General features: G+C 61.2%; 14 protein-coding genes. 6 read left to right on the top strand and 8 right to left on the bottom strand.

The genetic code is table 11. The features are described 5' to 3' along the window. Positions 1–7: 7 nt before the first annotated feature. The 4 genes from PZN02_RS19875 to lptF form a co-directional block, all read right to left on the bottom strand. Positions 8–946: a SurA N-terminal domain-containing protein gene (locus tag PZN02_RS19875; RefSeq protein WP_280659598.1), complete on the bottom strand. Its 939-nt coding sequence runs from the start codon at positions 944–946 to the stop codon at positions 8–10. 203 nt (positions 947–1,149) lie between these two features. Continuing rightward, the gene (locus PZN02_RS19870) at positions 1,150–3,498 is read right to left on the bottom strand and encodes an LPS-assembly protein LptD (protein ID WP_280659597.1); all 2,349 of its coding nucleotides are present in this window, start codon (positions 3,496–3,498) and stop codon (positions 1,150–1,152) included. Further along, a complete protein-coding gene (gene lptG, locus PZN02_RS19865; RefSeq protein WP_280659596.1) occupies positions 3,498–4,580 on the bottom strand; it encodes an LPS export ABC transporter permease LptG in 1,083 nt (360 codons plus the stop codon). The genes PZN02_RS19870 and lptG overlap by 1 nt, the downstream gene beginning before the upstream one ends. Next, positions 4,580–5,749 (bottom strand): LPS export ABC transporter permease LptF, encoded by a 1,170-nt coding sequence (lptF, locus tag PZN02_RS19860; RefSeq protein WP_280659595.1) that lies wholly within the window; start codon positions 5,747–5,749, stop codon positions 4,580–4,582. Before lptF ends, lptG begins: the two co-directional genes overlap by 1 nt. Positions 5,750–6,061: 312 nt before the next feature. Between lptF and PZN02_RS19855 the strand changes: the two genes are divergently transcribed. Both PZN02_RS19855 and PZN02_RS19850 read left to right on the top strand, forming a co-directional pair. Next, positions 6,062–7,555 (top strand): leucyl aminopeptidase, encoded by a 1,494-nt coding sequence (locus PZN02_RS19855; protein WP_280659594.1) that lies wholly within the window; start codon positions 6,062–6,064, stop codon positions 7,553–7,555. A gap of 40 nt (positions 7,556–7,595) precedes the next feature. Next, the gene (locus tag PZN02_RS19850; protein WP_280659593.1) at positions 7,596–8,045 is read left to right on the top strand and encodes a DNA polymerase III subunit chi; all 450 of its coding nucleotides are present in this window, start codon (positions 7,596–7,598) and stop codon (positions 8,043–8,045) included. Between the two features lie 197 nt (positions 8,046–8,242). On the opposite strand, the gene PZN02_RS19845 is transcribed toward PZN02_RS19850, so the two are convergent. Beyond that, the gene (locus tag PZN02_RS19845) at positions 8,243–9,169 is read right to left on the bottom strand and encodes a Gfo/Idh/MocA family protein (protein WP_280659592.1); all 927 of its coding nucleotides are present in this window, start codon (positions 9,167–9,169) and stop codon (positions 8,243–8,245) included. A gap of 199 nt (positions 9,170–9,368) precedes the next feature. Here PZN02_RS19845 and PZN02_RS19840 point away from each other — a divergent pair, with 199 nt between their 5' ends. Then, entirely contained in the window at positions 9,369–10,211 is an 843-nt protein-coding gene (locus PZN02_RS19840) for a GNAT family N-acetyltransferase (RefSeq protein ID WP_280659591.1), read from the top strand. A gap of 174 nt (positions 10,212–10,385) precedes the next feature. On the opposite strand, the gene PZN02_RS19835 is transcribed toward PZN02_RS19840, so the two are convergent. Continuing rightward, positions 10,386–12,275, bottom strand: coding sequence for an ABC-F family ATP-binding cassette domain-containing protein (locus PZN02_RS19835; protein ID WP_280659590.1), 1,890 nt, complete (start codon positions 12,273–12,275; stop codon positions 10,386–10,388). 310 nt (positions 12,276–12,585) lie between these two features. Between PZN02_RS19835 and PZN02_RS19830 the strand changes: the two genes are divergently transcribed. After that, positions 12,586–12,876 (top strand): hypothetical protein, encoded by a 291-nt coding sequence (locus tag PZN02_RS19830; protein WP_342394707.1) that lies wholly within the window; start codon positions 12,586–12,588, stop codon positions 12,874–12,876. 75 nt (positions 12,877–12,951) lie between these two features. Next, positions 12,952–13,236: a hypothetical protein gene (locus PZN02_RS19825; protein WP_280659588.1), complete on the top strand. Its 285-nt coding sequence runs from the start codon at positions 12,952–12,954 to the stop codon at positions 13,234–13,236. Between the two features lie 132 nt (positions 13,237–13,368). On the opposite strand, the gene PZN02_RS19820 is transcribed toward PZN02_RS19825, so the two are convergent. Then, positions 13,369–14,370, bottom strand: coding sequence for a GGDEF domain-containing protein (locus tag PZN02_RS19820; RefSeq protein WP_280659587.1), 1,002 nt, complete (start codon positions 14,368–14,370; stop codon positions 13,369–13,371). Between the two features lie 333 nt (positions 14,371–14,703). Between PZN02_RS19820 and PZN02_RS19815 the strand changes: the two genes are divergently transcribed. Further along, positions 14,704–17,355 (top strand): AMP-binding protein, encoded by a 2,652-nt coding sequence (locus PZN02_RS19815; protein ID WP_280659586.1) that lies wholly within the window; start codon positions 14,704–14,706, stop codon positions 17,353–17,355. Here the strand turns inward: PZN02_RS19815 and PZN02_RS19810 are convergent. Then, a complete protein-coding gene (locus tag PZN02_RS19810; protein ID WP_280659585.1) occupies positions 17,296–17,808 on the bottom strand; it encodes a DinB family protein in 513 nt (170 codons plus the stop codon). The two genes, PZN02_RS19815 and PZN02_RS19810, sit on opposite strands and share 60 nt — an antisense overlap. Positions 17,809–18,000 lie beyond the last annotated feature (192 nt).

Here is an 18,000-nt window from a genome sequence, read left to right as displayed (position 1 = left end):
TCGCCCGTTACTTGTTGATGATCTGCGCCTTTTCACGCAGTTCTTCGAGGTACTTCGCGCTGTTCGGGTCGTCACCGCCAGCTTTCTTCTTGCCGAGGTCCTCAGCCCGGAAGACGATTTCGGCGGCAGTATCGTCGTTGACCTGACGCTTCTTGCAGATTGCAAGATATTCGACACCCTTTTCGGTGACGCGCGTGCCAGTCGTCATGCCGTCGCCAGCCTTTTCGATGAGCGGCTTCCAGTCTTCCGGCAATTGCTGGGCAAGCACGCGGCCGAGGCTGCGAATCGAGACGTCGCGATAATTGGCCGCAAAGACCTTGGACGTATCGCAACCGGGGAACTGCGACCGCGAAGCGTTCGCTTCGGCCTGCCGTTTTGCCGTAATCGCGCCGCGCTTGGATTCCGGAATGACGAAGATGACCTGCTGGAGGAAATATTCCGTCGTCACAGGCTTGTTGCCGCCGCCTTCCATCATGCGCTTCACAAGGTCGCCGCCGGTGAGGCGATTGGCGTTGCCGAAGCGGAAATTGACGACGCGGGGCCAACTCATCTGAACGGCGATATACTGCTTGAAATGATCGACGCCGACACCAGCCTGGTCGAGGATCTTGCCGAGTTGGTCGGCCGACATCTTGTTTCCCGCGGCAAACCGCGCAAAGGCGGCGTCAACGTCCTGGGTGCTGACCGACTGCTGGACGCGCGCGATCTCGCCGCGCTTCAGCACTTCGTCGACAAGTTGCCGCTTCGCTTCCTCTGGGCCGCCTCCTTGGCGTTGAAGGCGAAGAAAGGCTACGCGCTTCGCGATGTCGCCCGAAGTGATTACGACATTGTTGACGATCACCTTGACTGCGCTTGCGGCCTGTGCCGTCGCGCATACAGTGACGCTTAGCGTGCCGGCAAGCACCAGCGCCGACATCACCCTCAAGATCGATTTCCCGCCCATCATATTTCCCTGTCCGTCCCGCGCCCCAACTGCCTGCAGTCCGTGTCGGACGGCCAGCCTGCGCCTTCCCTGTGTCAGTTGGAGGAAATGCATAATACATGCGGCCAAACGATGACAAGACCACATGGTCAACCTTAGGTGCTGCGCGTCCCGAAGACGCGCAGCCAGCAGAATAAAGTTACAGGCGTCCGGCGCAGGCCTGGACCTCAGTAGTAGTCCAGTTCGTCGAACGTGGTGTCGCCGACGTCAATGTCGCCGAGAGTACGGAAGCTGATGCGAGCGCCGATCGACCAATCGTTTGCGACCGAACTGTCGGTATCACGCTCCTGCTGGTAGACAATCGAGAACAACGTATCCTGATCATCATAGGTGATGCCGAAGCCGTTGCGGGAAATGACATCATTGTTGATGTCGTAGGTCACTGCTCCGAACACCGACCAATAATCATGGAATCGGTAGGCAGCGGCCGTCCGGATTTCGTCCTGGTCGGAGGGCGAGCCGTAGGTCGGCTGTGCTTCGATCCGCGTGTAGGTCATGGCCGCCTGCCATGTCAGGCCGAGATAGCCGACCGTGGCGTCAGCGCGGCGCAGGGCAAAGTCGTCCTCGTCCAGTCGTCCGGAAAGACTTGCCATCAGGCCGTAGGGCGCATCGATGCCGACCATCGCCACATAGTCCGAACTCTTGGTTTCCAGACCCGAATCCGCTCCGGCCTTGACGAGATCGTCGGTTGCAAAGGAGTTGAGCCCGCCAAGGTGGAACGACTGGCCAGCGATGGCGCGCAAGCCGTAACCATTGTCGAAGCTTCCGGTATAGCGGATGCCGAGATTGGCGCGCGTTCCGCCTTCGATACGATCGAAACCAGAGTATTTGTCACGATCGAAAAGGTTGGTTGCATCGAAGACAAAGCTCTGTGCGTCCTCGTTCGGGAGTCCACCGGCATACTGTTCGTCCGGCCGGACATAGATCTGGCCGATTGGTTCCAGCACGTGGCTGCTGTTCTCGCCGGCAAAGAGGATCGGGTAGCGCGCCTCGAGACCGGCGGTCAGCATGCGCCGCGTGACCGCGTCGCTGCTGGTGTAGTCGCCGCTGTAGTCGGGGCCTGGATCGTCCATGTTGAGGCCCAACGCATCGCCGCGTGCCGCCAGCAACGGCGTCAATACGAGACCGCCGGGCGCAATGTATGTCCGCTTCCATTCGAGTTCCGCGGTTAGACGGTGCGCGGTGCCTTCAAGGCCGCGGAAGCGCTCGACGCCGAGAACGTTGATGCTGTCCAGTCGGTTGCGCTTGACGTTCGTGAAGTTCACGTCTGCGCTGAGCTCGCCGCCCAGTACGGATTCGGGCGCAAAATAGGAGTAGTCGAGCACCTGAGCCGCAGGCTGCTGATTTTCCTCGATGCTGTTGGCGTCGGCGTCCTGGATGTCGAAATAGAAGGCGCGCAGATCGAAGTAGTTGCGCTTGCCGAGGCCGGTCAGGTAGGCCTGATTGGTATAGGTCGTGCCGTCGAAGCTCTCCAGATCATAAGTCTTGGCAAAGTTGGCGTCCGATTGGACGAGCACGTTCCAGCCAAAGGTCCAGCGCGGATTGATCTGGAATTCGCCCTTCGATGCCACCATACCGCGATTGGTTTCCTCGGCATCGACGGTTCCCGGCGTGAACTGGTCCCTGTCGAGCTGGCTGATGCCGGCCACGTTCAGCGTGTGCAAGCCGTTATGGAACGACTGACGGAACTCGCCCTCGAGCAAGAAGCCTTGCCGCGTCAGTCCCGTTGCTGTGACGGTTGCGTCCATATAAGGCGAGATCGCCCAGTAGTAAGGGACGCCCACACCGGCGCCAAGTTTCTGCGCATAGCGGAACTTCGGAAACAGAAACCCGCTCTTGCGCTTGACCGTGTGGTCCGGGATCTCCATTGCCGGAATATAGGCAATCGGTTTGCCGAAAAGCTCGAAATAGGCGTGTTCCAGCCGAATCGTGTGCGTCCTGCCGTTCTGGATCACACGCTCCGCCTTGATGTGCCACAGCGACCGGTGCTCCGGCTTGATATTGCAGGGCGTGCAGGCGGTATAGACGGCCTTGTTGAGGATGAACTCCTCGCCGTTTCGGCGCTCACCGGTTTCCGCCGCCAGCCGCGTCAGATCGGTCGTCTCGATCCGCAGGGCCTGGACGAAACCGTTGCCGAAGTCGTCGGTGACGTCCATCTTGTCGGCGTAGACAATATTGCCATCCGGTTCCACCAGCTGGATCTCGCCAGTCGCGATGATTCGCCCCGACTTCTGGTCGTAGACGATTTGACGGGCGACCATCCTGTAGCCGCCGTACGCGATCTGAACACTACCGCGCGCGGTGACGGTTTCCGCGTCGCGATTGTAGATGAGCTCATTGGCGGACAGCAGCAGCTTTGCGTCAGCCGGAATGTTCGGCTGCAGCGAATCGATTCGTGCCGATGTGTCCTGCGCCAGGACAGGCGCATTCATTCCCATGGCAAGTGTATGCAATGCCACGCCTGCAAGCAGGGCAGCATTGATCAGCCTCATGCGTTTGCGGTTGCCTGCCGCCACTAGCCATCCTCCTGATGCAGTAGAATCGTCGAGCCCAGCGCCATCGCTACAACAACTGGCAACCAGGCTGCAACGAACGGAGGCACAATACCGCTGCTCCCGAATGCTTTGACAAGCACGGTGACGACATAAAGCACGAAGCCCGAGACGATTCCACCGAGAATTACGGAGCGCGATTGGTTGAACCGGCTAAATTTCAAAGAGACACATGCCGCGATCAAAGTCATCGCCACAAGCAGCCACGGCAGAGCGAGCAGGGAGTGGAATTGCGTTTCCATGGCGTTGGTGGAGAAGCCGAAGGACTGGGCTACCTCGATCTTCCGCGGAAGGTCAAAAAACTGAATGGAATCAGCCTTTGCCAGGCGCTCCTGGACGAATTCCGCCTTCAGATTGGTGGGAAGTTGTGCCGTTTCCTGACGACGAGGTAGCTGGCCACCGCCGGTTTCCGTAACATCGTTAAGAAGCCAGTAACCATCTTCGAGTTTCGCAGACTTCGCGTCCTGCCTCTTGGTGATCGTGCCCTGTGGATCGAAGTGGATGACGGTGACGTTGATCAGTTCCGTTCCGCCGTTCTGAACGGAACGCGCTCCGATGATCGTATCGGTGCCGTCGTAGATCTGGCGGAGCCAGGGAATCGAATTTGCTTGGGCGGAACGGGACGAGCCCCACTCGGCTTCGAGTGCCTCGGCCCTCTTCGTCCCCCAGGCTGCAAGCGGGTTGAGCACAGCCACGGCGAGCAGCCCGAACAGAAACGCGCCGAGCACGAAGGGGCGAAGGAACTGCCAGACGGAAATGCCTGCGGCCCGCGTGACGACCAATTCGTAGCGACGGTTCAGCGAGATCAATGCGGCCATCGCTGCAAAGAGCGCGATGAAGGGGACCGTCTGCTGCATGATCGTCGGGATGCGAAACGTCGTCATTAGCAGCGCGCCGCTCACCGTATAGTGGGGCAGCGCCGACATGCGGCTGGCAAGCTCGCTGAAATCGATGATGAAGATCAGCGCGAAGATGCCGACGAGAAACCAGAAGGTCGTAATCGTGTAGCGCTTGAAGAAATAGCGTCCGAGCGTATTGAGGATCATTAAGCCTGCTCCCCGTCAGCGCCCGCCGGCCGCATGAAGCGGAACCGGGTCGTGAGCTCGGACAGTTTTTCCCGCCATGTCGTCGGTATGTCGAGCCGGCGGTTGCTGGCCAGCTGATGGATCGCAAATGCGCCGGCGGCGAGGGGAACGAAATACATGAGCGGAACGAACCAGATGGAATCCTCGGCACTATTTGCCGCGTAGAACGTCATCCACCGGATCACAAGCGCCGCGCCGAGCGCGCTGATCATCGGATGTACGCGCGCCTCGCGGTGAGAGCGCGCATCGCTGCTGACGACGAGCGCCATGAGGGCGAACAGCAGCGGGTAGGTCCATTCGGTGAAACGCTTGTGGAGCTCCGCCGTAAAGGCCAGCGGCGCTCGCTTGTAGGCTGGATCGTTGGGATCGGGGTTGAGCAGGTAGAAAAGGTCGCGATCCTTGGCGCGGATGTTGGCCTCGCCCACGGCCTTGGTCATGTCGGTCAGGTCGAAGGCATAGGAGTCGAACTTGATAACGGAGACGCCGCCATCCGGCAGCTTGCGGTGGACCTCGCCATCCTTCATCACCAGAGCCGAGCTTTCCTCGTCGACGGCGCCTTCGCGAGCATAATAGACGAGCTCGAAATTCGGGTTGCGCGAATCGGCAACGAAGATGCCCTGCAGCACGCCGCCGCTGCGGCGGGCGCCCACCTGGACATAAAGCCCGTCGGTGATCTTACGGAAGGCGTTCTCCTGGACGACGGCGGAGAGCAGATCGGCATGGGCCGTCGCGATCATCCGGCGCACGGCGACACGTGAATAGGGCTCGACGAAATTGTCGATGGCAAAGGACAGCACGCTCAATCCGGCGGCAAGATAGATGACCGGCCGGATGATCGACATGCGGGAGCTGCCAGCCGCGTTCAGAACCGTCAGCTCCGAATCGGTATTCATTGCGCTGAGCGTCTGAGCCACGCCGATCACGAGCGCAAACGGGAGTATGATCGGAACGACCGACGGCAGGATCAGTGTCGCGAGTTTCAGGAAGGCGAAGATCGACTGACCGCTGTCAGTGACCAGGTTCACGTTCGTCAGGGCCTGAGTCGTCCAGACGATTCCCATCAGCGGCAGGAGCGTCGCGAGGAACATGGTCGCGGCGCGTCGGAAGATGTAGCGTTCAATCAGCTTCATGTCCGTATCCGGTCCAAATCCTGCTCAAATCTTCCATCCCGCGTTCCCTGCTTGCTCAATGGCTTACTCATGACCGATCGGGACTCCGCCGATTGTGCCCCAAGAATTCGATTCTCGAACAACAGGGATAATATAAGGCCAACAACTGCGGTTAACTGCATGTAAACACCTGCGGGCATCTTGCCAAGCGGCTGAAAAGCGAGAAGGGTGCGCGCCACAGCTTTGACGGTGGCCGGCGTCGCGAATGTTTGTCACTGTAACCGTCCGGTAACAGAGCGGGCGGATCCAAGTTAGAAATGCCCGGAGTGTTGTATGCCGACGAAATTCGAATTCGCTTTCAGTAAGTCCCACCGCCCCGCTGGCGGTGTCGCCGTCCTTCTTCAGGTGGCCGGTGCCAAGGAAGCAGCCGGTGCGGCGGTCGCTGATCCGGAAGGCGTTTTGCCGAAAGCGGCCAAGGTCGGCAAGTTCACGGGCAAGGCGCTCTCGACGCTCGACATCGTCGCTCCTCATGGATCGTCGGCCGATCGGATTCTCCTTCTCGGGCTCGGCGACGCGTCCGCGCTGACGAATCATGACTGGCTGAAGGCCGGCGGCGCGGTTGCCGCGAAGCTGCGTTCCGCTGAAAAGGTCACGGTCTTCCTTGATGCTCCCGGTGTCGAAGTCACGGGCAAGGCTGCCGCGGACTTCGCTCTTGGCATGGAGATGAATGCCTATTCCTTCGATAGCTACAAGACCAAGAAATCCGACGACGAGCCAAAATCTCAGCAAAAACCGGTCAAGGTCACGATCGTCACCGGTACGGTGATCGCCGCCAAGAAGGCGTTCGCCGTCGCTCAGGCGGTCGGAGAAGGCGTCTTTCTCGCACGCGACCTCGTCAACGAGCCTGCCAACGTGCTTGGGCCGGTGGAATTCGCCGCCAAGGCGAAGGAACTGGAAAAGCTTGGCGTCGAAGTGGAGATCCTCACCGAGCGGGAGATGAAGAAGCTCGGAATGGGCGCGCTGCTTGGCGTTGCCCAGGGCTCGTCCAGGCCGCCGCGCCTCGTCGTCATGCAGTGGAAAGGCGGAAAGGCGAAAGAGAAGCCCATCGCCTTCGTCGGCAAAGGCGTCGTTTTCGACACAGGCGGCATCTCGATCAAGCCCGCGTCCGGCATGGAGGAGATGAAGGGTGACATGGCCGGTGCTGCGGCGGTCACCGGCCTTATGCATGTGCTCGCCGCACGGCAGGCAAATGTCAACGCAGTCGGCATCATCGGGCTCGTCGAAAACATGCCGGACGGCAGCGCCCAGAGGCCGGGTGACATCGTCACCTCGATGTCCGGCCAGACGATCGAGGTGATCAACACGGATGCGGAGGGCAGGCTCGTCCTGTGCGATGCGCTCTGGTATTGCAACGATCGCTTCAAGCCGCAGGCGATGATCGATCTTGCGACGCTCACCGGCGCCATCATGGTGGCGCTTAGCAGCCACTATGCCGGTCTGTTCTCGAACGATGATCGTCTGGCCGAACGGTTGCTCGCAGCCGGCATCACGACGCACGAGCGCCTCTGGCGGATGCCGCTCGGCAAAGAATTCGACAAGATGATCGACAGCAAATTCGCTGACATGAAGAACACGGGCGGTCGACACGGCGGTTCGGTGACGGCTGCCCAGTTTCTGAAGCGCTTCGTCAAGGATACGCCCTGGGCGCACCTCGACATTGCCGGAACCGCCATGGGCTCGCCGACCGACGAGATCAACCAGTCCTGGGGATCCGGTTTCGGCGTGCGCCTTCTCGACGAGCTGGTCCGCACGAGCTACGAAGCCTGACCGTTTCGTCCTCGCAGCGGGGTGTCCGGGAGCGATCGGCATGACCGAGATCCTTTTCTATCACCTGACGGAATCGAAACTTGAGGACGCACTACCGCCGCTGCTCGACAAGAGTGTCGAGCGCGGATGGCGGGTGGTCGTGCAAACGATCGATTCGGAGCGCCGCGACGTGCTGGACACGCACCTTTGGGTCTATCGCGACGACAGCTTTCTGCCACATGGTACCGACGCCGGCGACTTCGCGGCGGACCAGCCGATCCTGATCGTTGCCAATGAAAGCAACCAGAATGCGGCGACGGTACGCTTCATCCTGGATGGCGCGGAGCCGCCGCCGGTGACCGACTATGAGCGCGTGGTCTTCATGTTTGACGGTTATGATCAGCAGCAGCTCGAGGCGGCACGCGCCCAATGGCGGCGGCTCAAAGGGGAGGGGCACAACCTCACCTATTGGCAGCAGAACAGGGACGGAAGGTGGGAGAAGAAGGCCTGATCGGCTTTGCATCAAAGCTCGGGTGGCCCGTCATGCGCCTGCCGGCGCCTTCTCCCCGCAGGTGAGACGAAGGGATACGCCGCGCCGCCTTCGTCCCCTCTCCCGCAGGCGGGGAGAGGGCTAGTCCTCGGGTTAAACCCGAGGAGAGGGGCAATCCGCAATGGCGGCGAGGGCAAGCCACCCGCCGCCACATCATTTTAGTCGTGGAAGGCGTCGACGAACTTGCGGCGGCCAAGCATGAAGGCGTCGGCGACATGACGCAGAGGCGCTAGATCGACATCGGATTTGCCGGCCTTGATGAGCTCGGCAAAGCGCCGGTACAGCATCGGATATTCCTGTTCCGGTTCCTCGTGCACGAGCTTGCCGTCGACGGCCAGTTTGGCACCACCTTCGGAGAGAACCATCTCGCCGGCATCGGTTTCCGCGACGATGTCCCAACTCTGCTTGCCGGTCTGGCGCCAGTCGAACTCAGCCGAAACGCTGAGCTTGCCCGCGTCGCGGAACGCGATCGTCGCAGCGATCGGCGCGTCGCGGTTCTCCGGAAACTCGAGCGTCGCCGACGTGATGAAGATCGGGCGGGGCAGGATATGGGTGACGATCGAGAGCGCATTAATGCCCGGGTCGAAGACGCCAAGCCCGCCGGCTGCCCAGATCCATTCCTGATTCGGATGCCAGTGGCGGACATCCTCCTTCCAGATGATCTTGACGTTGCGGATCGCGGTCGACGCAAGAAACGCCTTGGCGGCTTCGACTGCCGGCGCATAGCGTGAATGCCAGCTTGCAAAGAGCGAAACGCCCTTCGCCGCCGCCAGCGCTTCGAGATCGGCAACCTCGCTCAAGGTCGCGCCCGGGGGCTTCTCGAGGAAGACGTGCTTGCCGGCCTGGAGCGCCACGTGTGCCGCCTCATAGCGGTATTGCGGCGGCATGCACAGCGAGACGGCGTCGATCGCCGGCACTGCCTCCAGCATGGCCTCAATGGACTTGAAATTGTCGATGCCGTCGACCGTTCCGTGGCGGCTTGCCGCCGCGATCAGCCGATAGTCAGCGTTCTTTGAAATAGCCGGCAGGTGCTGATCGCGCACGATCTTGCCGACGCCGACAATCGCAATTTGAATAGGGGTCATGGTGCTTCGCTCGGATTAGTATGATTTATTCTCGATCCTTGTAGCAGATTGAAGGCAGCGGGCAAGCGCGGTTCGGGCATGCATCGCGCTGTCACGCGGATTGCACAAGGCGTCGCGTCCTTTGTCGTCGGCGAGGATAATTTGGCTGTTCGCCGGCAGACAGTATCGGTACCGTAAAGCGGGTTGTTGAGGATTTGCAATGACACAAACCATTCGCCACGCGACGCGCGCCGAACTCGACACGATCATCGACTGGGCTGCGCGAGAGGGATGGAATCCCGGACTGGAGGATGCCAACGCGTTCTGGGCGGCCGACCCGGGAGGCTATTGGGTCTCGACCGAGGAGGACACGCTTGCTGCCGCGATCTCCCTCGTGCGTTACGGCACCGACTACGCGTTTCTCGGCTTTTACGTCGCTCACCCCGCGTATCGCGGTAGGGGCATTGGCCTGGCTCTGTGGAAGCGGGCGATTGCCGAGGCGGGCGGACGGACCATTGGGCTCGACGGCGTGGTGGCGCAACAGGAGAACTATCGGAAATCGGGCTTCGTCCGGTCTCACGCGAATATGCGCTACGGCGGCGTCGTCGACGTGAAGGAGCCGCCCGGCACGAACCTGATCGACGCGGCGCCGATCCATGCGCCTGCATTGATCGAATACGATCCCAGGTTCAACCCGGCAAGGCGCGATGCTTTTCTGCGCGAATGGACGAAGCAGCTGAAGACACGCCGAAGCGTCGTGCTGCTGCGTGATGGAACGATCACCGGTTACGGAACGCTGCGGGCCTGCAGAGAGGGGTTCAAGATCGGTCCGCTCTTCGCCGACACCGAGACCGGGGCCGATCTCATTTTTCGCAAGCTTGCCGCCGATGCCAAGGGCAGTCAGATCTATCTCGACATCCCCGAGCCGAACGCGTCCGCAAAAGCACTGTGCGAACGCTACAACATGAAGCCGGTCTTCGAAACCGCCCGCATGTACCGCGGTCCGGCACCGGATCTTCCCCTGGGGCGGATCTACGGGATCACGACATTCGAGCTTGGCTGACTGCAGCGTCGCGGTATTACAGCGGGATGGGGAAAAGTGTGTGCGGATTTCCGCTCGCATCCCGCTCTAACTCATTGGAATCGATCACGTTTATGATTTTGGATTGATTCGACCAAAATCATCGTGATCTAGTGCATGATTCCTCAAGTCGATTTTGAGGAAACATGCAGCGGATCAACTGATCATCGCCTCTTCGTATTCGGTCGACAGCTCCAGCCACCGCTCCTCCGCCTCGGCCAGTTTCGCGGCGGCATCTGCGCGCTCCTTGGCCTTCTGCGCGGCCTTTGCCGGAGCTTTTTCATACAGACCCGGATCTGCAAGCTCGGCATCAAGTGCTTGAATCAGTTTCTCCAGTTTCCCCATCAACGATTCGATCTCATTGATCCTTTTCTTGAGGGGCGCCAGCGACGCGCGCCTGTCGGCATTGGCCTTGCGCTGATCCGCCTTCGAGAGGGCCTCGTCCAATCCATTGATCTTCGACTTGTCGTCCCGGGGCTTAGGGCCGCCGACGATCAGGCTGCGATAGTCTTCGAGGTCGCCATCGTAGCTGGCCACGGTTCCATCGCGCACGAGCCACAGCCGGTCGGCAGTGGCCTCGATCAAATGCCGGTCGTGCGAGATGAGGATGACAGCACCGGAATAGTCGTTAAGTGCGGCGATCAGTGCGTTGCGGCTGTCGATGTCGAGATGGTTGGTCGGCTCGTCGAGGATCAGCAGGTTCGGCGCGTCGAATGCGGCAAGCCCCATCAGAAGCCGCGCCTTCTCGCCGCCGGAAAGATCCTTCGCCGCCGTATCCATCTTTTCTGTCGCAAGCCCCATTTGTGCGACGCGCGAGCGAACCTTTGCTTCCGGCGCATCGGGCATGCGGCGGCGGACGTGCTCCACCGCGCTTTGCGTCGGCACCAGATCGTCAAGCTGGTGCTGGGCGAAGAAGCCTATCTTCAGTCCAGGGGCGATCCGTACATCGCCGGCTTCCGCTTGGAGTCGGCCGGAGATGAATTTCGCGAAGGTCGACTTGCCGTTGCCGTTCGAGCCGAGCAAGGCGATGCGATCGTCCGCGTCGATGCGGAGATTGAGGCGCTTGAGGATCGGCTTGCCCGGTTCGTAGCCGACTGCACCGCCCTGGATGGCGGCGATCGGAGAAGCCACCTGTTTCTCAGGATCAGGAAAGGAGAAGCCCTGAACGTGCTCCTCAATGACGGCCGCCACGGTGCCCATGCGCTCCAGCGCCTTGACGCGGCTCTGCGCCTGGCGGGCCTTCGACGCCTTTGCCTTGAAGCGGTCGATGAAGCTCTGCAGATGCTTGCGCGCCGCTTCGTTCTTGGCCTTCGCCTTCATCTGCAATTCGTCGGCTTCTGCCTTCTGCCGTTCGAACTGATCATAGGAACCGCGATAGAAGGTCAGTTTCTTCTGGTCGAGGTGAACGATCGCGTTGACGGCGGTGTTCAGGAGGTCACGATCGTGGCTGATAATGATGACCGTGTGGGGATAGCGGCGGATATAGTCCTCGAGCCACAACGTGCCTTCGAGGTCGAGGTAGTTGGTCGGCTCGTCGAGAAGCAGCAGGTCGGGTTCGGAAAAGAGAACGGCCGCCAGCGCCACGCGCATGCGCCAGCCACCGGAGAAGGATGAAGCAGGACGCCGCTGCGCCTCATGGTCGAAGCCGAGACCGGCGAGAATGCTCGCCGCGCGCGCTTCCGCGGAATGGGCACCGATGTCGGCAAGTCGCGTCTGGATCTCGGCGATCCGGTGTGGATCGGTCGCGGTCTCGGCCTCGGCGATGAGCGCGGTGCGTTCCTTGTCCGCCTTGAGCACGATCTCGATCAGCGGCTCCTCTGTGCCGGGCGCTTCCTGCGCCACCTGGCCGATGCGCGCATTTTTCGGCAACGACACACTGCCGGCTTCCGCCGACAAGTCGCCGGTAATCACCCGGAAGAGCGTCGATTTACCCGCCCCGTTGCGTCCGACAAGCCCCGCCTTCGTGCCCGCCGGAAGCGTCACGGAAGCATTTTCGATGAGAAGGCGGCCCGCAATGCGGGCGGAGAGACCGGCGATCTGGATCATGCCGCGCCTTTTGCCCGGACTTTTCCGGGAAGGCAAGGGGTGCGCCGGTGACAGCCGTGACTGGTGCCTGATGGGGCCCCGGTTGCATTTTTCAAGGGGCGATTGTTATCGAATCGTGGACAACGTGTTCCGATAATCAATACTTCCAAACATCATCATGAGGGACCACATAGATTGTGGAAGAGCGCTCCCAAGCTCCTCCGACCACCGGATCACATCGAACGCTATCGGCAAGGCCACCGCGTTGGAAGGAAACCGGTCCGGGCAATTCTTACGAAATCGTCGTTCAAGCAACGACCGCTCAGGAGAGATGATCATGAGGAATGCAATCCATACAGCGCTTGCTGCAGCCCTGGTTGCCACTGCTGTTCTCGGCGGCGCATCCGCCGCTTTTGCCGGCGGCAGCTACTATGAAGGCGTCAGCGACAAGCCGCTTTTCACCGACCGCGCACCCAAGGCGCGTGACGCTTCGGCCGATGGCGTCCGTGGCCGCAATGGCTCGCTCGACCGCACGTCTACCGGTTCGGTCTCGAGCTCCGGCTCGCAGCCTGCCTACATTTCGGGCGGCGACGGTGAATATTATCAGGGTATTAGCCGCTAACGCGAGCCTCCTCCCAAGCGCGGGCACGGCGTGAGAACGCCGCGCCCGCATCTGTTTCAGCAAGGAACGATCCTAATGAATAAATCCATTGCAGCCCTTCTCGTAGCCGTCGCTGTGACTGGCGTCGCCTCCACGGCAAGCGCCGGCGGCAGCTACTACGAAGGCGTCAGCTCGAAGCCGCTCTTCACGGGGCGCGCGGCGGCCTCGGCCGGCACCGGCGTTTCGGCGAACACCGCCGACAACGGTGAATTTTACGCCGGTGTTGACAACAAGTCCGTCGATGCGGCGTCGACTGGTGCGATTGCCAATGGCCGCGCAGCAGTGAACGTCTCCGGCGACGGCGACCAGAACGCCCGTTAATCTGCCAATAGCGAACCGAGCGACCCGGTCCCGCCAAACGCGGAGCTGGGTCGCTTCATATTTGGCGATGCCGGTGAAGCCATGCCCGGCGCGCCGTCACCTACGACGCATTGCACGATTGAGGCGGAGATGTCAGGCGGCAGCCGGCACACAGGCCTTGCCGCTTGTCTTCTCTATGTCTGACGAATAGACCTGCATGCCCCCGTGCGCCCGTGCCGCGGTCAATGCAAGTTCGGCCTGTCCCAGCAGCTCAGCCGCGCTCGTCGCAGCCGGAGTTAGCGCAATGCCGGCGGCAAGGGAGAGTGTTTCGCTTGTGAAAGCACGGCCAGGCGGTGTGATCGCCAGCTCTGCCACGCTTTGATGGATGCGCCGCGCAATCGCCTCGGCGTTTTCCGCCGTGACGTCGTTGCAGACGAAAGCGAACTCCTGCGGGCCGACCCGCGCAACGAAGTCGTTCTTCTTGATCGTCTTGCGGAAGATGGCGGCGAGCTCGCTCAGCACCTTTTGCGCCAATGCACCGCCATGTTGTTCTCCAAGGTCTCGCAATCCTTCAACGGTTGCCAGGACAAGTGCCGCGGACCGACCGGATGGCTGAGTCTCGAAAACGGCCGCAAGCCTTTTCGAAAGGGCGGTCTGGTTCGGCAGACCAGTCAGTCGATCCCGAGTGAGAGCCATGCGGCTTTCTTCGAGATCGCCTTCCAATTCGCCTAGGCGTTGGGAATGCGTCTCTATCGTTGCGCGAAGTGCGGTTTCCTCATTCATCAGCCGCCCTGCCGCGTCGCGTAACCGTGCCGCTTCATCGGCGAACTCCGACATGGTTGCGACCGGATCGGAGGCAAGTCGAGCGGCGAACCGCTTCAGCTGACTGTTGAAGACGTGCTTTCGCGCCAACGTGTCGGCGAGCATCGTCGTCAGCTCGGCGAGTGCCTGTTGCGCCTCCGCCCGGGCCCGGTCCGCCGCAAGTGCGCTGTGGCCAACCAATTTGTGCTTGATGCCAAGCTCGTCCAGCGCTTCTTGCGTCGGCTCCGGACCGAGCGCCGCGAGGTCGCGCGACAATTGCGGCATCTGACCGGACAGCGCTTCATAAATCAGCTCGTAATTGCGGGGGAGGGCAGCGACGCCGAGCCGCATCATCGAATGCGCCAATTTTTGGATGATCGCCGCATTTCGTGCCTGCGATCGGCCGCGCGCCGTTGGAGGATGCTGGGTCATTGCTGTGCCTTTGATACCGGTGTCGAATTCGCCTCGCACTATCTCCGGCGCGAATTTAAGAGATCCTGAAAATATCCGAGCAAACGGGAGCAAAATGCACGATATGGTTGCTGAATCATGATTGGCCGCGGCGAGGCGGTCGGTGCTGCTGTTTGCCGCACCGATTGTCACAGAAGTTGTCGCTTTTGCCGTCGCCTTATACTTGACTGTTAAAGTCACCAATAATATGCCGCCTCGCTGAAATAGGAGGCGGTCTTGAGCGCAGGCGATTTGTCGAAATTCCCGTTGTTCGCTGCGAACCTGGCTGCCTGGGGAGAGCGGCCCGCGTTGCTGCTGCCCGGAGGACGGACCGTAAGCTATTGCGATCTGGCCGAGCGCGTCGATCGTCAGGCATCGCAGTGGCGCGGCGAGCGCGGGCTGGTCATGCTGGAGGCTGATCTCTCGGAACACGCCATAATCGCCTACCTCGCGGCACTGGAAGCCGGACATGCGATTGCCATCCAGGGCCCCGGTACTCCGGATCGAAAGTTTCTGGAGCCTGAGTTTTGTTATCGCCGCTGCGACGGCCGATGGCGGACGGAACGTTCGGCGGAAAGCAAGTCGCAGCTTCATCCGGATCTTGCGGTCCTGCTCTCGACATCCGGCAGCACCGGGCACGGCAAATGCGTGAGACTGTCTGCTGCGAACATTCAGTCGAATGCATCTTCGATCGCCGACTATCTCGGCCTCACGGCTTCGGATCGAAGCTGCCTTATCCTGCCGTTTCACTATTCCTACGGCCTTTCCGTGCTGAACGCCCACTTGTCGGTCGGCGCAAGCCTCTACGTTCCGGGCCTCTCCATCCTGGATGGCGGTTTCCTCGATGGACTTGCCGAAAGCGGCAGCACCAATCTTTCAGGCGTTCCCTACTCTTACGAGCTTCTGGAAAAGGTGGGTTTTCGCGAGCGCGAATTTCCTGACCTGCGCTTCATGACCGTCGCCGGGGGACGCTTGGCGTCCGAGAGGGTTCGTCTCTACAACGAACACCTCACCGCGCGCGGTGCTTCCTTTTTCGTCATGTATGGCCAGACGGAAGCGACGGCCCGCATGGCCTATGTTCCTCCCGACCGCCTCCGGGGCAGGGAAGACCGGATCGGCGTCGCCATACCGGGCGGGAGCCTGAGCATCGAGAATGACGAGGGCCAACTCGTCACCGGCACGGATATGCCCGGCGAGCTCGTCTATCGGGGGCCGAACGTGATGATGGGCTACGCTTCTTCGCGCGCCGATCTCGCGCGCGGATGCGAGTTTGCCGAATTGCGCACCGGCGATCTGGCGACGAGGGACGCCGACGGCTTCTTTCGGATAATTGGACGGACGAAGCGGATATCGAAGATCGCCGGCCTGCGGATCGCGCACGATAGCCTGGAGGTGATGCTCGAGCGCCGCGGCGCGACGGCCGCCGTCGTCGGTGACGATACCTGCATCCACGCCTTCTACGTCGGAGCGTACGATTGCGACGATATTCGTGGCATGCTGGCTGCCGCGAGCGGGCTGACCTTTTTGCAGGTGAAGGCTTCGCGCCTCGATACGCTGCCGCGGCTCGCCTCCGGCAAGATCGATTACGAGGCTCTCCGCAAGGCGATGAAAAAGGACAGCGGCTCCGTCGCAAACGCGGACGGTGTCGAGGCGGTTTTCAACCAGGTCTTTTGCCCGAAAAAGGTTCGATCCGACGATAGCTTCCTCTCGCTTGGCGGCGACTCGCTGCGTTTCGTCCAGCTTTCGATCGGCCTGGAGAAGTTGCTTGGCGATGTACCCGAGGCCTGGGAAGGGATGTCGGTCGCCGAACTCGCGGCGCTGGGGCGGCGTGAAACCAAAAGCAGGCGCATCGCCACCGACCTGCTCATCCGGGCATTGGCGATCCTGCTCGTCGTCCTGCACCACGAGACCCTTTGGCCTATCCCCGGCGGGTCCGCGGCGATGGTCATCCTTGCGGGCTTCGGCCTCGCGCGTTTCCAGCGCGGCGTCTTGGTGTCAGGCGCGGTCTTGCGGCTGCTGCGGCCGCTTACGCAGATCCTCGTACCCTATTATCTGATCGTCGCAGCCTACGCCCTTGTCTGGGGAGAGGTGCCCTGGGCGTCGGTGTTCCTGGTCGGAAATCTCGGTTTTGCCGATCCCGAGCGCCACAGCATGGTGCCTTACCTCTACTGGTTCATCGAGGCCTATTGCCAGATGCTCGTCGTCTTTGTGGCGTTGTTCGCGGTGCCGTTGGTCCGGCGTGTGGCTGCCTCGAGACCCTTTGCGCTCGGAATGGCGTTGCTCGCGGCAGCTCTCCTCGCCCGCCTGGCATTGCCGCTGGTCGTCGAGATGGGTAACCGTCAGATTTTCACGCTGCCGTGGATTTTCTATCTGGCAGTCATCGGCTGGTGCGCTGCGATCGCCGATACGCCGCTTAAGCGCGGCATGCTGATGCTCGCCGGAACGGCCATCTTCCTGTTTTTTGGGCTCTATGAAGGCGTGTGGATCGGGACGAAGATCAAGTATCTCTTGCAGATCGCGGTCCTGGCCGCCCTTTTGTTCCTGCCGCAGGTCAGGATGCCGCAATGGAGCGCGAGACTGATCCTGCCCCTCTCGGCCGCTGGTTTTCATATCTACATTCTGCATCGTTTCGCGCCGGAACTTCTGCTGCTGCCGGTGCAGCCAATCGTGTCGCCAACGGTCTATTCGCTGTGCTCCATTATTGGCGGGACAGCGCTGGGAATGGCGGCTTGGGCTGGCCAACGCCGCCTCGTGAAGCTGCGGGCGCAGCTTAGGGACAGCGGCGGTGGTTTGGGTGATTGGCAGAACCGGTTCGCCGGGCAGCTTCGCTCAGTCCGCCCACTTCTGGCCGTCGGCCCGCAGGAAGAAAACCAGGTCCAGCGTCAATGACGGGCGCCCGAGCGCCGTCAGGGTTGCGTGCGCTTGACCACGGTGATGGGTCTGGTGGTTAAAGAAATGGGCGAGCGTTGGTCCGAGCCTCTGCGTGATTTGGCCCGGCACGCTGAGCGGCGAATAGCTGACCGTCGCCGCTAGGCGGGTCTCGTCGAGGCCGTCTATCCAGGCGATGATGCGCTCGTCTTCTGCCACGCGTGCTGCCGTCAAGCTGGCGAGATCGTCGTGGAGGATCGCGTCGAGCGTCGAGGGCGCTTCGCCCTCCTTGGTGAACCGCTTCATCCAGATCCGATCCGTTGTCAGCAGATGATTGAGCGTCCTTTGGAGCGAGCCGAAGAACGCCCCTTTGTTCTGGCGGAACTCCGAATCGGAAAGCTCCGCTGCCGCGGCGTAGAGCCGCCGGTTGGCCCAACGGTTGTAGTCGGCGAACATGCGATAATGGTCGAGCATTGGTATTCCCCCTGTATGGTCGTCTCAGCGCCGCGCGTCTTATCAGACGCGCAAAGGACGCTGTGGTACATGCAGTAGCGCAAATCGGCATTCCTGTGTCGAATGTCACTTATCAAATATGCTGATTTGATCCGCGCCGTGGCGGGCGGCCCGCATTCTGAGCACGACGGTTGGCCCGAACGCCGCCTCGAT

This window comes from Sinorhizobium garamanticum (assembly GCF_029892065.1).
Taxonomy (GTDB): domain Bacteria; phylum Pseudomonadota; class Alphaproteobacteria; order Rhizobiales; family Rhizobiaceae; genus Sinorhizobium; species Sinorhizobium garamanticum.
The sequence above is the reverse complement of the archived record's forward strand: the minus strand, read 5'-3'. Positions and strand labels throughout refer to the sequence as shown.

Excerpts from the sequence above, each read along its gene's own strand:
- PZN02_RS19810 (WP_280659585.1), bottom strand. The coding sequence starts at position 17,808 with ATGCTCGACCATTATCGCATGTTCGCCGACTACAACCGTTGGGCCAAC.
- PZN02_RS19855 (WP_280659594.1), top strand. The coding sequence starts at position 6,062 with ATGCCGACGAAATTCGAATTCGCTTTCAGTAAGTCCCACCGCCCCGCT.
- PZN02_RS19875 (WP_280659598.1), bottom strand. The coding sequence starts at position 946 with ATGATGGGCGGGAAATCGATCTTGAGGGTGATGTCGGCGCTGGTGCTT.
- PZN02_RS19850 (WP_280659593.1), top strand. The coding sequence starts at position 7,596 with ATGACCGAGATCCTTTTCTATCACCTGACGGAATCGAAACTTGAGGAC.
- PZN02_RS19845 (WP_280659592.1), bottom strand. The coding sequence starts at position 9,169 with ATGACCCCTATTCAAATTGCGATTGTCGGCGTCGGCAAGATCGTGCGC.
- lptF (WP_280659595.1), bottom strand. The coding sequence starts at position 5,749 with ATGAAGCTGATTGAACGCTACATCTTCCGACGCGCCGCGACCATGTTC.
- PZN02_RS19835 (WP_280659590.1), bottom strand. The coding sequence starts at position 12,275 with ATGATCCAGATCGCCGGTCTCTCCGCCCGCATTGCGGGCCGCCTTCTC.
- PZN02_RS19825 (WP_280659588.1), top strand. The coding sequence starts at position 12,952 with ATGAATAAATCCATTGCAGCCCTTCTCGTAGCCGTCGCTGTGACTGGC.
- PZN02_RS19830 (WP_342394707.1), top strand. The coding sequence starts at position 12,586 with ATGATCATGAGGAATGCAATCCATACAGCGCTTGCTGCAGCCCTGGTT.
- PZN02_RS19840 (WP_280659591.1), top strand. The coding sequence starts at position 9,369 with ATGACACAAACCATTCGCCACGCGACGCGCGCCGAACTCGACACGATC.
- lptG (WP_280659596.1), bottom strand. The coding sequence starts at position 4,580 with ATGATCCTCAATACGCTCGGACGCTATTTCTTCAAGCGCTACACGATT.
- PZN02_RS19820 (WP_280659587.1), bottom strand. The coding sequence starts at position 14,370 with ATGATGCGGCTCGGCGTCGCTGCCCTCCCCCGCAATTACGAGCTGATT.